General features: G+C 73.7%; 13 protein-coding genes. 12 read left to right on the top strand and 1 reads right to left on the bottom strand.

Annotated elements, in window-relative coordinates:
* Nucleotides 1-81 precede the first annotated feature (81 nt).
* The 8 genes from EXE48_RS03490 to EXE48_RS19205 all read left to right on the top strand — a co-directional run bounded on the left by EXE48_RS03490 (nt 82) and on the right by EXE48_RS19205 (nt 7,740).
* A complete protein-coding gene (locus EXE48_RS03490) occupies nt 82-582 on the top strand; it encodes a DUF7283 family protein (protein ID WP_137705157.1) in 501 nt (166 codons plus the stop codon).
* Nucleotides 583-588: 6 nt separating this feature from the next.
* On the top strand, nt 589-1,062 hold the full coding sequence (locus EXE48_RS03485) for a DUF7285 family protein (RefSeq protein WP_053772414.1): 474 nt from the start codon (nt 589-591) through the stop codon (nt 1,060-1,062).
* The gene (locus EXE48_RS03480) at nt 1,053-1,586 is read left to right on the top strand and encodes a DUF7284 family protein (RefSeq protein WP_121600332.1); all 534 of its coding nucleotides are present in this window, start codon (nt 1,053-1,055) and stop codon (nt 1,584-1,586) included. Before EXE48_RS03485 ends, EXE48_RS03480 begins: the two co-directional genes overlap by 10 nt.
* A complete protein-coding gene (locus EXE48_RS03475) occupies nt 1,580-4,807 on the top strand; it encodes a DUF7286 family protein (RefSeq protein ID WP_137705156.1) in 3,228 nt (1,075 codons plus the stop codon). The genes EXE48_RS03480 and EXE48_RS03475 overlap by 7 nt, the downstream gene beginning before the upstream one ends.
* Nucleotides 4,808-4,876: 69 nt before the next feature.
* Entirely contained in the window at nt 4,877-5,329 is a 453-nt protein-coding gene (locus EXE48_RS03470) for a DUF5791 family protein (RefSeq protein WP_137710745.1), read from the top strand.
* Nucleotides 5,326-6,228: an NAD-dependent epimerase/dehydratase family protein gene (locus EXE48_RS03465; RefSeq protein WP_121600334.1), complete on the top strand. Its 903-nt coding sequence runs from the start codon at nt 5,326-5,328 to the stop codon at nt 6,226-6,228. The genes EXE48_RS03470 and EXE48_RS03465 overlap by 4 nt, the downstream gene beginning before the upstream one ends.
* A 121-nt stretch (nt 6,229-6,349) precedes the next feature.
* Nucleotides 6,350-7,525, top strand: a complete 1,176-nt coding sequence (locus tag EXE48_RS03460; RefSeq protein WP_053772409.1) for a DHH family phosphoesterase — start codon at nt 6,350-6,352, stop codon at nt 7,523-7,525.
* Between the two features lie 83 nt (nt 7,526-7,608).
* A complete protein-coding gene (locus EXE48_RS19205) occupies nt 7,609-7,740 on the top strand; it encodes a hypothetical protein (RefSeq protein WP_255510291.1) in 132 nt (43 codons plus the stop codon).
* Nucleotides 7,741-7,795: 55 nt separating this feature from the next.
* Here the strand turns inward: EXE48_RS19205 and pan1 are convergent, their stop codons facing one another.
* Nucleotides 7,796-9,013: a proteasome-activating nucleotidase Pan1 gene (gene pan1, locus EXE48_RS03455; RefSeq protein WP_053772408.1), complete on the bottom strand. Its 1,218-nt coding sequence runs from the start codon at nt 9,011-9,013 to the stop codon at nt 7,796-7,798.
* Between the two features lie 191 nt (nt 9,014-9,204).
* Between pan1 and EXE48_RS03450 the strand changes: the two genes are divergently transcribed.
* The 4 genes from EXE48_RS03450 (at nt 9,205) to rad50 (ending at nt 13,971) form a co-directional block, all read left to right on the top strand.
* Nucleotides 9,205-9,468 (top strand): MarR family transcriptional regulator, encoded by a 264-nt coding sequence (locus EXE48_RS03450; RefSeq protein WP_053772407.1) that lies wholly within the window; start codon nt 9,205-9,207, stop codon nt 9,466-9,468.
* Nucleotides 9,469-9,551: 83 nt separating this feature from the next.
* Nucleotides 9,552-9,938 carry a DUF7966 family protein gene (locus EXE48_RS03445; protein WP_053772406.1) on the top strand — a complete coding sequence of 129 codons (387 nt, stop codon included), beginning with the start codon at nt 9,552-9,554 and terminating at the stop codon, nt 9,936-9,938.
* Nucleotides 9,935-11,281: a DNA double-strand break repair protein Mre11 gene (gene mre11, locus EXE48_RS03440; RefSeq protein ID WP_137705154.1), complete on the top strand. Its 1,347-nt coding sequence runs from the start codon at nt 9,935-9,937 to the stop codon at nt 11,279-11,281. Before EXE48_RS03445 ends, mre11 begins: the two co-directional genes overlap by 4 nt.
* A complete protein-coding gene (gene rad50, locus EXE48_RS03435; RefSeq protein ID WP_137705153.1) occupies nt 11,278-13,971 on the top strand; it encodes a DNA double-strand break repair ATPase Rad50 in 2,694 nt (897 codons plus the stop codon). Before mre11 ends, rad50 begins: the two co-directional genes overlap by 4 nt.
* Nucleotides 13,972-14,046 lie beyond the last annotated feature (75 nt).

The following is a 14,046-nucleotide window of genomic DNA, read 5'->3' as shown; positions in this document are numbered from 1 at the left end:
GGCGACGAGCCGGCCGGCGCCGGCCAGGGGTGCCGGCCCGCGACCCGACCGTTTATATATCAAACCGCGGCCAGCCGCGCCATGTTCGAGACGCACCTCGACGCCACGTACGCGTGGCTCGGACTGGCCGTCGTGAGCGTCGCGGCCGTCGGCGTTGCGGCCGCGTTTCCCGCCTCGCCGCCGCCGGACGCCGACGGCGTCGCGCGCACGGTCGACTCGGTCGCGGACGGGGAGTATCCGGCGACCGCCGAGCACGGGGTCGCGGCGGACCGGATCCGGCTCACGGCGGGCGCCGTCTCGCTCGGCGACGACCGGGGGACGGCGCGGGCGACGCTCGACGCGCCGCGGATCACGCCGGTGGTCCGGCCGACGGCGGGCGTGGCGCCGGCCGCGGTGACGGACGCCCGGCTTCGGCGCGTGCTCGACGGCGCTCCGCCGGACGCGGCGTTCGACGACCCGGCGGCGTTCGCGGCTGCGGCCGAGCGGGCGCGGGCGGCGGACGCGACGTGGACGCCGGCGCCGGAGCGGATCACGGTTCGACGGGTACACTACGGCGACGTTCGCGTCACGCTCGTGGGGTGATCGCGCGTGTTACCAGACTCCGCGATGCCGGGCGATTCGACGGCGCCGGGGGCGACGGAAGACCCGACTCCGACGTTCTCGGCCGCCGACCGCGCCGCTGTCGAACCGGTTGCCGCGCTCGTCGCGGTGATCGTCGTCGGACTCGCGCTGGGACTGTACGCCGGCGCGTTCGCGGACGCGGCGCCCGACGGGAACCGAGCGAGCGCGGCGGCGGCGCTCGACCGCGTTGAGGACGCGGTCACCGTCGGGGGCGTGGTCGACCCGGAGCGGCTGCGGCGGGCGGAGGCGCCGGGGACGGCGACGGCGATCGAACTGGAGGCGGACGGCGAGCGGTGGTCGGCCGCGTCCGGTCCGGAGGCGCCGGGACCGCCGGGGGTCCGGTCGCCGGAGGCGGTCGCGGTCGCCGAGCGGCGGGTGACGGTGCGCGTGGCGCCGGGACGGAACGTCCGGGGGACGCTCCGGGCGGTGGTGTGGCGGTGACCAGCACCGTTCTCGACGTGACCGTGCTGCTGCTGTGCGTCTCCGCCAGCGTCGTCGCGCTCGGCGCGACCGACGCCGGCGGTCCCGACGGCCCGACCGCGACCGACGCCGCCGACCGACTCGTCACCGAGACCGCGACCGTGGCGTACCCGGACGGGGACGCGCCGAACGGCACGCGACGCGTCGCCGCGACGCGGGCGGAGCTGCTCGCGCTGCTCGCCGTCCGCGACGGCGAAGGGGCGTTCGACCGCGAGGCCGTCGCGTCCGTCCGGGCGGGGATCGGCCCGCGGACGCGCGTCGACGCGACGGTCCGGCGCGAGGACGCAGCGAGCCGGGGCGACGCCGCCGGGGAGTCACGAGGCAGCGACGCGGAGGGGTCGGTCGCCGTGGGCCCCGAGCCGCCGCGAACCGCCGACGTCTCCGCCGCCGTGATCCGACAGCCGGTCCCGGACGGGCCGGGAGATGCGAGCGGCGAGCGCCGCCCGTCGGAGGGCGTCGTTCGGATCGTCGTCAGGAGGTGGTGATCGTGGGGGATAGAGGGCGCGGTCGGTCCCCGGACGCCGGTCGCGCGCGGGCATTCGCCGTCGACGAGCGGGCTCGGGTCCCGTTCGCGCTCGTCGGCGTGCTGCTGCTCGTGACGAGTTCGGCGTACGCCGCGGGCCTCGCCGAGCAGGGGCTGGTCGGTGAGGACCGCCGCGTCGAACGCGCCGTGGAGCGCGTCAACGCCGACGCCACCGCCGCGCTCAGGAGCGCCGCCCGCGAGGCCGCCCACGACGCGGCGGCGGCCCCGGTGACGCGCGCGCCGGAGGGGACCGGGCCGGGGGCCGAAGCGGTCCGCGAGGGGTCCGCGTTCGAGGACGCGTTCCGGGTTCGGCTCGCGATCGCCGGCGCGGAGGCGCTGCGCGCGGTCGAGAGCGACCACGGCGCCGTGACGGCGAACGTCTCGCTCCCGCCCGTCGACTCGGCGGACGACCTCGTCGCCGCGCGCGACCGGGTCCGCGTCGAACCGGCCGCCAACGGCACCGCGACCCGGGTCACCTTCGAGGGCGTCGCGACGACCGCGACCCGGGACGGTCGGACGGTCGTCAACCGGACGCGACCGCGGACGGTCACGGTCGCCGTCCCGACGCTGGCCGCTCACGAGCGGACCGAGCGGTTCGAGCGCCGGCTCAACCGCGGGCCCGTCGAAGGGCCGGGGCTCGGGCGACAGGTCACCGTCAGCCTCTACGCGATCGCGTGGGCCCGCGGGTACGGCCAGTACGCCGGCGCACCGGTCGAGAACGTCGTCGCGAACCGCCACGTCGAGCTGTCGACGAACGCCGGCATCGTCCGCGTCCAGCGGGACGTGTTCGGGACCAGCGACCCCGACGCGCGCGGCGGCGTCGCCCGGGCGACCGCCCGCACCGGCGTGACCGACCTGCTGTCGCCGACGGGCGTCCGCGAGGCCGCCTGGACCGACGCCGTCCTCGGGGCGCCGACGCCGACGGGGAGCGTGGAGGGAGAGTCCGCGGCCTCGACCGGGGACGCGACGGCGAGCGAGGACGGCGCCTTCGACCCGGGCGAGGAGGCGACGGGCGAGACCGCCACGGTCGAGGTCGGTCACGCGGCCGACCGCGCCGCGACCCGCGTCCACGACGACCTCGAATCGATCCTGCGGGCGAGCCACCGGGTCGAGGCGACACTGGAGGCGGAGGCGACGCGGGTCGTCGACGGCGGCCCGGTGTCGCCGGACCGTCCCCGCTCGCGGTTCGGCGAACCGTGGCGCCGGGTCGACGCGTCGCGGACGGAGCGAGTCCGCGTGACCGACGGGAGCGATCGCCGGACGGGGACCGACGGCGCGACCGTGTCTGCGGGCGAGTCGGTGTCGTTCGGCCGCGCGACCCGGACGGTCGTCGTCGAGCGCACCGCGACCGCGACGTGGGAGCGCCGGGTCGTCGAGCGGGGGCCGAACGGGACGGTTGAGAACGTGAGCGTCGACTGCGCCGTGACGCGGGACGAGGCGACGGACCGCTACCGCGTCCGCGTGTCGGTGACCGGAACGTACGCGCCGCGCGGCGACGCGCCCGACCGGCCGACCGCGACGTTCGGGGCCGCCGAGGGCCGCGGCGTCGGCGGTCCGGGCCTCGCGGACACCCCGGCGGCAGCGCGGGCGGAACTCGGCGTCGAGACCGATCGCGACGTCGACCGGCTGGCGCGCGAGGCCGTCGAGGGCGGCGACGAGACGCGGTCGACGGTCGTGTACGGCGACCGTTCCGACGCGGACGTAGACCGGGTCGCGAGGGACGTCTCGGAGCTGTCCGGGCGCGTCCGCGGGGTGGAGACCGAGGCGTCGATGACCGACGCGGCGGTCGGCGAGTCGACGCCGTACCGTGACCTCGCCGCGGCCGTGCGCGACCGCCGGGAGCGCCTCCGGGACGCCCCGGCGAGGTACGACGGCGCCGTCGACCGGGCGCGCGTCGCCGCCCGCGTCGCGTACCTCGACGCCGTGGTCGCGGAGTTGGAGTCGGCGGCCGAAGACCGGGAGGCGGCGACCGAGGGCGTCCTCGACCGCGTGAACGACGCGTTCGGCGGGCCGCCCGTTGGCGAGGTGATCGCCAGCCGCGAGGCCGCCCGCGACCCGGGCACCTACGCCGTCGGCGGCGGGGGGCCGGGCGGCGCCGTCACGTTCGCGCCGGAGGGGTCGCCGGGGTACCTCCCGCGGACGGCGGTCGACGGCGAGCGCGTCGCGGGCGTCGACGGCACGACGACGCGACCGCTCGCGGCACGGAACGTGAACTACGTCACGCTCCCGTACGGGGACGTCTCCGGCGGGATCGCGGACCGGATCCTCGGCACCGACGACACGGTCCGGATCGGCGTCGCCGGACGGGCGCTCCTCGCGGCCGACGAGGCGCTCGCGGCGGCCGACGGCGGCGACGACCTGCGCGCCGACCGCCGCGCGCTCGCCGGACGGGTCGACGCCTCGCTGCGACGCGTCGACGGGGCGCTGGCTGCGCGGCTCGCGGAGCGGACGGACCTCTCTCGCGCACGGCGGAAGGCGGTCTTGGACGCCGTCGCGGCCGAGTACGACTCGCTCGGCGAGCGGGCCGTCGCGGTCGGCGACGGCGAGTACCCGAACCGCGTCGCGGCGGAGGCGGCCCGGGTCGGGTCCCTGTCGTCGGCCGAGCGGATCGGGCTCGCGGCGCACCTCCGCGTCGAGGCGCGCACGGAGGCGGGGCGGGACGCGGTCCGCGTTCCGGCCCGGTTCGTCGACGAGACGACCGCCGCGTCCCGCGCGATCCGCCGGAAGCGGGTCGAGTCGGCGATCGAGGGGCGCGCGAGGAAGGCGGTCGCGTCGGTCCCGGACGAGCGGGTCCCGAAGCCCGTTCGGACCGTCGGCGCGGGGCTGCCGGTCGCGCCCGTGCCCGGGTACTGGGTGGCGACGGTCAACGCGTGGCACGTCGAGGTGCGCGGGGAGTACCCGCGGTTCGCCCTCCGCGCGAACGTGGGAACGCCCGGGCGCCCGTTCGAGTACGTCCGAGAGCCCGGCGCGGTCAGCGTCGATGTGAACGGCGAGTCGGTCGCGCTCGGCGCCACGGAGCCGGTCGCGTTCGAGACGCGGACGGTCGTCGTCGTCGCCGTCCCCGCCGGACCGCCCGGCGTCGGCGACGTCGGCGGGACGCGCGAGGAGACGTCCGCCGGCTGGCCGTGCCCGGGGGCACTGACAGCGACGCCGGGGGACGGAGACGAGTGTACGGCAGGGTGAACGGCCGCGGAAACCGACCGGCACGCGCCCGACCGCAGGCGTTTTGAGACGGCGCGACCGAGTGAGGGTATGTTCCACGAGGTCGTCGACGGTAGCGGCGGCGGACCCGAGGTCGACGCCGACGAGCCGGCGGCGGAAGAGTTGCTCGCCGCCTTCGAGGCGATGGTGACGGAGGCGGCCGCGGCGGTCGACCCCGACCGGCTGGTCGGAGAGGTCGGGCTGAGCGAGGCGGACGCGGGCGCCCTCCGCGACGGGGAGGTCGCGTCGCTCTCGCTCGCGGACGGGGCGGCCGTCCTCGCGGCGGCGAACCCGGACCGAGACGCCGACGCGACGGTGGCCGAGGTGCGCGATCACCTGCTGATGGGGATGGCGACCGCCGTCCTCGACGTCGACGCGATCGCCGCGAAGATCGACGCCGACCTCACCGGCCAGGAGGTCCAGCAGGCGTTGGAGGGGCGGACGAGGATGACGCTCGGCCAGCTCGCCGAGATCCTCGCGGTGATCGAGCGACGCAAGCCATGAGGGTCGTCGTCGTCGGCTGCGGGTACGTCGGGCTGGCGCTGGCGGACCAGCTCGACGCCCGCGGTCACGCGGTGACCGGCGTCCGGCGGTCGGACGCGGGGCTCGACGCGGTCGACGCCGTCGGCCCCGACGTCGAGGCCGTCCGCGCGGACGCGACCGATCCGGCGTCGCTCTCGGCGCTCCCGGACGCGGACGCGGTCGTCTTCGCGGCCAGTTCCGGCGGGCGCGGCGCCGACGCGGCGCGGGCGGTGTACGTCGACGGCCTGGCGAACGTCGTCGACGAGTACGGCTCGCGAGCGTCGCCGCCGGACCGGCTGGTGTACACCTCCTCGACGGGCGTGTACGGCGACCACGACGGCGGGTGGGTCGACGAGGAGACGCCGGTCGAGCCGACCACCGAGAAGACTCGCGTCCTCGCCGAGGCGGAGCGGATCGCGACCGAGCGGACGGCGGACGCCGGGGTCGACGGAACGGTCGTCCGGTTCGCGGGGCTGTACGGCCCCGACCGGTACCGCCTGGAGCGGTACGTGGAGGGACCGGTGACGGCCGGGTACCTGAACATGGTCCACCGCGACGACGCCGCGGGGTCGATCCGGCACCTGCTGGAGACGGACCGGGCGCGCGACCGCGCCGTTCTCGTCGTCGACGACGAGCCGGTCGACAAGCACGCGTTCGCCGACTGGCTCGCCGACGCCTGCGGCGTCCCGCGCCCGGAGAAGCTGTCGAAGGACGAGCGGATCGCGGCCGGCGACCTCTCCGCGGCGGCGGAGCGCCGGATCCGGACGAGCAAGCGGTGTTCGAACGCGCTGCTCCGCGAGCTCGGCTACGAGTTCGCTCACCCGACGTTCCGGTCGGGGTACCGCGACGCCGTTCGCGCGTTCCGGGCGCGGTGCGAGTAGACCGCCCCGTCGAATCGCGGCGCGCCGTCACACAGCTCCGGAATGACGGGGGGTTCCGTCGGTTCCGGTCGGTCGGAACGGTGACGAAGCTTCATGTGTCGGGAGCGACTCGCCACAACGCATGCGAGCGATGAGCGCGGTCGGCGACCGGTTTTCGCAGGCGGCGACCATTGCCCGGGAGCATCCCGAGCTCGCCGTCGCCGCGGCGCTCGTCGTCCTGATCGCGGTCGGCGTCGGCCTGATCGTGCTTCGGTCCCGGCGGACGGCCGGAGTGAAGTTCCGCCGACTGCTGGCCGCCGAAGACGAGATCACGGTGTTGATGCACCCGAATCCGGACCCCGACGCGATGTCGGCCGCGGTCGGGGTCGCCTCGCTCGCCGACCAGGTGGACGTCGACGCCACCGTCCAGTACCCCGGACAGATCCGCCACCAAGAGAACCGGGCGTTCCGGACCGTCCTCGACCTCGAGCTGGAACCGATCGAGCACGTGAGCGACCTCGCGGCGGAGTCGGTCGTCCTGGTCGACCACAACGAACCGCGGGGGTTCGCCGGGGCCGACGGCGTGTTGCCGACGGCGGTCGTCGACCACCATCCGGGAGACGGCGCCGGCGAGCTGTTCACGGACGTGCGGACGGACTACGGCGCGACCGCGTCGGTCGTCGCCGAGTACTTCCGGGACAACGACGCGGTGCCCGTCCCGCCGGACAAACACGCCAGCGAGACGTCGAGCGACCTGACGCTGTCGACGGACACGGCGACCGGCCTCCTGTACGGGATCCTGGCCGACACGAAACACCTCACCGTCGGCGCCAGCGAGCCCGACTTCGCGGCGGCCGCCTACCTCTACCCCGGGGTCGACCAGGACCGGCTCGACCGCATCGCGAACCCCGCGGTCGACGCGGAGGTGCTGGAGGTGAAGGCCCGGGCGATCGCGGGGCGGCGGATCGAGGGGTCGTTCGCGGTCGCCGACGTCGGCGGCGTGAACAACGTCGACGCGATACCGCAGGCTGCGGACGAGCTGATCCAGCTGGAAGGAGTCAGCGCCGTCGTGGTGATCGGCGAGCGCGACGAGACCGTCCACCTCTCGGGCCGGTCGCGCGACGACCGGGTCCACATGGGCAACGCGATTGCGTCGGTGTTAGACGACGTTGACAACGGGAACGGCGGCGGGCACTCCCGGATGGGCGGCGGGACGATCGAACCGGAGGTCGACCCCACCGGAGAGGGGGAGCGAGAGGTCGTCGACCGCGACGCGCTCGCCGACGGGCTGTTCCGCGCGATGGCGGGCGACGTGTGACCGAGCCGGCGAGCCGACGGTCGCCGCGACGCCCTCGGCGGCGCGACGCGCGGATTTAAGTCTCGGCCCGCGGTGGGTCCGACATGGACATCGATGCGTCGGTCGACGACGGCTGGCTCGCGCTCACCGGCGTCGGCGCCGGCTACGGGATCGCGGTCGGACTGGTGTTCCTGCTGGTCTTCGTCGCGCCGTACCTCGTCGTCGCTGCGCTGTAACGGGCGCTTCGACGGGAGCGGACGGTCGGAAAAGGACTGAGCGGCCGCGACGCGATCAGGCGAACGCCAGCGAGTCGTCGGCGTTCGTCTCCTCGTCCTGGCGGAGCTTCTCGTGGGCCTCGAGGAAGTCGTCGACGGTGACCTCCGTGCGGTCGTCGCGGATGGCGAACATCCCGGCCTCCGTACAGATCGCCTTGATGTCGGCACCGGACGCGTCGGGAGTCAGCTCGGCGAGCTCACCGAAGTCGACGCCGTCGGCGAGGTTCATGTTGCGGGTGTGGATCTGGAAGATGATCTCGCGGCCCTCGGTCTCCGGCTTGGGCACCTCGATGAGGCGGTCGAAGCGGCCGGGGCGCAGGATCGCGGGGTCGAGCATGTCGAAGCGGTTGGTCGCGGCGATGATCCGGACCTCGCCGCGCTCGTCGAAGCCGTCCATCTCGGAGAGCAGCTGCATCATCGTCCGCTGGACCTCGGCGTCGCCCGAGGTCTTCGAGTCCGTCCGCTTCGAGGCGATGGCGTCGATCTCGTCGATGAACAGGACGGCGGGCTGGTTCTCGCGGGCGACCTCGAACAGGTCCCGGACCAGCTTCGCGCCCTCGCCGATGAACTTGTGCACCAGCTCGGAGCCGGCCATCTTGATGAACGTCGCGTCCGTCTCGTTGGCGACGGCCTTCGCGAGCATCGTCTTGCCCGTCCCCGGCGGCCCGTACAGCAGGACGCCGCTCGGGGGCGTGATGCCCACGTCCTCGAACATGTCGGGGTGTTCGAGCGGCATCTCGACGGTCTCGCGGACCTCCTGCATCTGGTCTTCGAGTCCGCCGATGTCGGCGTAGGTGACGTCCGGCGAGTGCTCGACCTGCATGACGCGGGCGCGGACGTCGGTCTCCTTCTCCAGCTTCTTGACCACCGACAGCGAGTTGTTGACCGCGACGCGGTCGTCGGGGTCGAGCTTCTCGCGCATCTCGTCGGTGACCTCGGTGAGCGCCTCCTGGTTGTTGCCGTGCTGTTTGATCACGGCGCCGTCGGGCGTGATCTCCTGGACCGTCGCCACGAACAGCGGGGACTGCTTCAGCTTCTTGTTCTCGTGGGTGAGCCGTTCGAGCTTCTGCTGGTACTTGTTGTTCTCCGCGTTGGCGTCGAGGAGCTTGTCGCGCATCTCCTCGTTCTGGGACTCTAAGACGTCGAGCCGCTCCTGCAAGGAGTCGATCTTCTCCTGTTTCGACGCCGCTCCCTCGTCGTAGGGCATATCGACGTCGTCGACGGTGTCGCTCATTGTGCTTATTAAAGCGTCTCGCGGATAAGAGGCTTCGGGTGGGGGCACGATGCCGCCAGTATCGTCTGCGAGACGACGACGCGCGGGGGGTTCGCCGGACGGACTGGTCGGACCGAGGCACATGAATGCCCAATAGTAATGAAATGTGATAGTAAATATTATTATCCAGCATGCGATCGATCGAGGTACGCATGAGCACGACCGATGCCGTCACCGCCGAGGACGGGACCGCGGACCGCTGGGCGGCCGTTCGCGACCTGCCGCCGAGCGCGAAGCTCGTCGCGAAGGTGTTAGACTACAACGACACGCTGACCCAGAGCGAGCTTGCCGAGGAGACGCTGCTCCCGCCACGGACCGTCCGCTACGCCCTGTCGCGGCTCGAAGAGGAGGGCGTCGTCGACTCCCGGTTCTCCTTCACCGACGCGCGCAAGCGGCTGTACTCGCTGGGGATCTGAGGCGGGGTTCGGACCGCGCCGCGGTCCGTCGGGTCGAGGGAGCGTCCGCGACCGTTTATCACCGATGCCGCGCCAGTCGACCCGTGGTCTCGACTACCGCCGTCAAGCGCGCCTTGGCCGCGCTCGCGACGCGCACCGACACCGCGAGGCGCCCGTACGTCGCCGTGATCGACGAGGCGGACGCCGCGCGCGCCGACCTCCGCCGGGCGGCCGGCTTCGTCGACGCCGTCGGTCTCGACCGGCTGGCGGAGGCGGTCGACGCCGCGGAGCGCGCGGACGACGAGGCCGCCGCCGAGCGCGGGCGCGAGGCGCTGGCCGCGTACCGGGCGTTCCGACGCGCGGCGGACGGCCCCGGCCGGGACGGCGACGCCGACGCCGGCGGCCCCGAGCGGCGCGGCGACGGGCGCGACCACTTCCGCTCCGGCCCCGGAATCCCTAAGCCGGACACCGGCCAAGACGCGGACAGATGACACGGGTGATCCACACCGGCGACACCCACGTCGGGTACTCGCAGTACCACTCGCCGGTCCGACGCCAGGACTTCCTCGACGCGTTCGAGGCCGTGGTCGACGACGCGGTCGACGACGGCGTCGACGCCGTCGTCCACGCGGGCGACCTCTTCCACGACCGCCGGCCCGAACTCGGCGACCTGATGGGGACCATCTCCGTCCTCCGCCGGCTCGACGACGCGGGGATCCCGTTCCTCGCGGTCGTCGGCAACCACGAGTCGACGCGGGGCGGGCAGTGGCTCGACCTCTTCGAGCGCCTCGGCCTCGCGACCCGGCTCGGCGACGAGCCGGTCGTCGTGGGCGACACCGCCTTTTACGGCCTCGACCACGTCCCCGTCTCGCGGCGCGACGACCTCGACTACGCGTTCGCCGACCACGACGCCGAGTACGCCGCCCTAGTCGCGCACGGCCTCTTCGAGCCGTTCGGCTACGCCGACTGGGACACGGAGACCGTGCTGACCGAGAGCGACGTCGACTTCGACGCGATGCTTCTCGGCGACAACCACACGCCCGACACCGCGCGGGTCGCCGGGACGTGGGTCACGTACCCGGGCTCGACCGAGCGCGCGAGCGCCAGCGAGCGCGAGGGGCGCGGCTACAACGTCGTCGTCTTCGACACCGAGGCGGCCGGCGGCGACGACCGGGTCGAGATCCGACGCCGCGCGCTCGACACGCGCCCGTTCGTCTTCGTCTCCGTCGAACTGCGCGAGGGCGAGGGCGAGTCGCGGGTCCGCGAGCGCGTCCGAGAGCACGACCTCGCCGAGGCGGTCGTCCACGTCGAGGTCACCGGGGAGGGCGACCCGGTGACGCCCGCGGCCGTCGAGGAGTTCGCGACCGACGAGGGCGCGCTCATCGCGCGCGTCACTGACAGGCGCGAGGTCGACGCCGACGGCGAGGTGGACGTGAGCTTCGCCGACCCGGAGGACGCCGTCCGCGACCGCCTCAACGAGATGTCGCTGTCGACCGCCGCGCGCGACGTGGAAAGCGCGGTCCGCGAGGACACCGTCCCCGACGCGAACGTGCGCGAGACGGTGAAGCGACGGGTCGAGGAGCGGCTCGACGGGGACCTCAGCGCGTTCGAGGCCGTGGAGCCCGACGCCGAGACCGACGAGGATGACGACGGCAAACCGGGTGCCGAATCGGATGACGCCGAGGGCGGCGACGAATTGGACGGCGACGCACCGGACGACGAACTGGACGACGGCGAACCCGAGCCGGACGAGTCCGACGCCGACCCCGCCGAGGCGACGGACGCCGACTCGGCGTCGCCGGACGGCCAGGTCTCCATGGAGGACTACCTGTGAAGTTCGACCGCGTCCGCCTCGCGAACTTCAAGCCGTACGGCGACGCCGACCTGCGGCTGACCGAGGGGGTCACCGTCATCCACGGGCTCAACGGCAGCGGGAAGTCGTCGCTGTTGGAGGCCTGCTTCTTCGCGCTGTACGGCTCTAAGGCGCTCGACGGGACCCTCGATGACGTGATCACGAACGGCGAGGAGGAGACGGAGGTCGAGCTGTGGTTCACCCACGACGGCGTCTCCTACCGGGTCGAGCGGCGGCTCAAGTCGTACGACGGCCGGATCGACCACCAGTGTACGCTCGAATCGACCGACGGGAGCGACGTGACGCGTGACGGCGCCCGCGCGGTCCGCGAGTTCGTCACGGAGCTGCTGCGGATGGACGCCGAGGCGTTCGTCAACTGCGCGTACGTCCGGCAGGGAGAGGTGAACAAGCTGATCAACGCCACCCCGCGGGAGCGGCAGGACACGATCGACGACCTGCTCCAGCTGGGGAAGCTGGAGGAGTACCGCGAGCGCGCCGGCGACGCCAGGCTCGGCGTCGAGGACGTGCTGGAGAACCGGCGCGGGCGGCTCGACCAGCTCGACGAGCAGATCGCCGCGAAGGAGGACCGCGACCTCCACGCGCGGCTCAACGAACTTGAGGGCGAACTGGGCGAGGTCACCGACGACATTGACCGGTACGAGACACAGCGGGAGCAGGCGAAGGAGACGCGCGACGCGGCCGCCGAGACGCTGTCGACGCACGCGGAGAAGCGGGAGAAGCTGGAGGCGGTCGAGTCGGAGATCGGCGAGATCGAGGCCGCGATCCGCGAGGCCGAGCGCGAGCGCGACGGCCACCGCGACGCGATCCGCGAGACGCGCGAGCGGATCGACGAGATCGAGGCCGAGATCGACGATCGGCTCGACGACGCCGGCCTCGACGCGGCGACCGAGGAGGCGATCGCCGACCGCCGCGCGGCGCTCGACGAGCGGGAGGCGACGGTCCGCGAGGGGCTCGACGACGAGCGGGTGAACGCCGAGGGGCTCCGCAATCAGGCGACGAACCTCGCCGGGAAGTCCGACGACCGGACCGAGCGCGCCGCGGAGGTCGAGGCCGAGGCCGACGACCTCGCCGACGAGGCCGAGGCGACGGCGGCGGAGGCCGACGAGGCCGAGTCGTCGGTCGCGGACCTCCGCGAGGAGGCCGACGAACTCCGCGAGCGGTTCGCGGCCGCGGACGCCGACGTCGACCGCGACGGCGTCGCCGACGAGCGGGACGCGCTGCGCGACGAGCGCGGCGAGGTCCGCGAGCGGATCGCCGAGCTGTCGGCGGAGCTGAAGAACGCCCGCGAGCGCGTCGCGGAGGCCGAGGAGCTGCTCGCGGCCGGGAAGTGCCCCGAGTGCGGCCAGCCGGTCGAGGACTCGCCGCACGCCAGCGGGATAGAAGAGGACCGCGAGCGCGTGGCGGAGCTGGAGGCCGAGCTCGAGGACGCCCGCGAGCGCGAGGGCGACCTAGACGACCGGATCGCGGAGCTCGACGGGCTCGCGAGCGCCGCCGACCGGCTCGACGAGATCGACGAGCGGGTCGAGACGCTCGAAGCGCGCGTCGAGGAGAAGCGCGAGGCGGCGGACCGAAAGCGGGAGACGGCCGAGGAGAAGCGCGAGCGTGCCGCCGATCTCAGGGAAGAGGCCGAGGAGACGCGCGAGGTAGCCGCCCAGAAGCGCGAGGAGGCGAAGGCGGCCGCGGCGCGCGTCGAGGAGCTCGAGTCCGAGCTCGCGGAGATCGACGACGCCCGCGAGGCGGTGACGGCGATCGAGGAGCGCCTGTCCGCCGTGGCGGACGCGGAAGACGAGATCGAGCGCCGCCGCGAGAAGCGGGAGAACCTCGAAGAGGTGAACAACGAGCGGCGCGACCGGCTCGCCGACAAGCGCGAGCGGCGCGACGAGCTCGCGGACGCCGTCGACGAGGCCGCGGTCGAGACGGCGAGGGAGCGGAAGCAGGAGGCCGAGCGGTACCTCGAACAGGTCGCCGAGGAGCTCGACCGCCTCGGCGAGCGCCGAGAGGAGCTCCAGAACGCGATCGGCGGGGTGAAAGGCGAGCTCCGCGAGCTGGAGGAGCTCCGCGAGGAGCGCGAGGCGCTGGGCGAGCGGGTGGCCGCGCTGGAGGGCCTCCACGAGGAGACGAGCGAGCTTGAGTCGATGTACGGCGACCTGCGCGCGGAGCTCCGCCAGCGCAACGTCACCGAGCTGGAACGCACCCTCAACGAGACGTTCGAGCTCGTCTACGGCAACGACGCCTACTCGCACATCGAGCTCGACGGTGAGTACGTCCTCACCGTCTACCAGAAGGACGGCGAGCCGCTCGACCCCGAGCAGCTCTCCGGGGGCGAGCGCGCCCTGTTCAACCTCTCGCTGCGCTGCGCCATCTACCGGCTGCTCTCGGAGGGGATCGAGGGAGCGGCGCCGACCCCGCCGCTCATCCTCGACGAACCGACCGTGTTCCTCGACTCCGGTCACGTCTCTCGGCTCGTCCGACTCGTCGAGGAGATGCGCGGCTTCGGCGTGCGCCAGATCGTTATCGTGAGCCACGACGACGAGCTGGTGGGCGCGGCCGACGAGCTCGTCACCGTCGAGAAGGACCCGCGCTCGAACCGCTCGACCGTCCGGCGGGAGGACGCGGCGGACATCGAGGCGGCGTCGCTCGCCGACGACTGACCGCAGTCCCGCAGGACCGCCCTCCGCGTACTCCGACGGGCGGCCGTTCGTATCTCTTCCCCAGGCAGCGGGCGA

The sequence above is a fragment of the Halorubrum sp. ASP1 genome, from assembly GCF_005435135.1.
GTDB classification, from domain to species: Archaea; Halobacteriota; Halobacteria; order Halobacteriales; family Haloferacaceae; genus Halorubrum; species Halorubrum tropicale.
The sequence above is the reverse complement of the archived record's forward strand: the minus strand, read 5'-3'. Positions and strand labels throughout refer to the sequence as shown.

Bases quoted from the DNA above. Each gene is read 5' to 3' on its own strand.
- EXE48_RS03490 (WP_137705157.1), top strand. From the start codon at position 82: ATGTTCGAGACGCACCTCGACGCCACGTACGCGTGGCTCGGACTGGCC.
- EXE48_RS03470 (WP_137710745.1), top strand. From the start codon at position 4,877: ATGTTCCACGAGGTCGTCGACGGTAGCGGCGGCGGACCCGAGGTCGAC.
- EXE48_RS03465 (WP_121600334.1), top strand. From the start codon at position 5,326: ATGAGGGTCGTCGTCGTCGGCTGCGGGTACGTCGGGCTGGCGCTGGCG.
- EXE48_RS03460 (WP_053772409.1), top strand. From the start codon at position 6,350: ATGCGAGCGATGAGCGCGGTCGGCGACCGGTTTTCGCAGGCGGCGACC.
- EXE48_RS19205 (WP_255510291.1), top strand. From the start codon at position 7,609: ATGGACATCGATGCGTCGGTCGACGACGGCTGGCTCGCGCTCACCGGC.
- pan1 (WP_053772408.1), bottom strand. From the start codon at position 9,013: ATGAGCGACACCGTCGACGACGTCGATATGCCCTACGACGAGGGAGCG.
- EXE48_RS03450 (WP_053772407.1), top strand. From the start codon at position 9,205: ATGAGCACGACCGATGCCGTCACCGCCGAGGACGGGACCGCGGACCGC.
- mre11 (WP_137705154.1), top strand. From the start codon at position 9,935: ATGACACGGGTGATCCACACCGGCGACACCCACGTCGGGTACTCGCAG.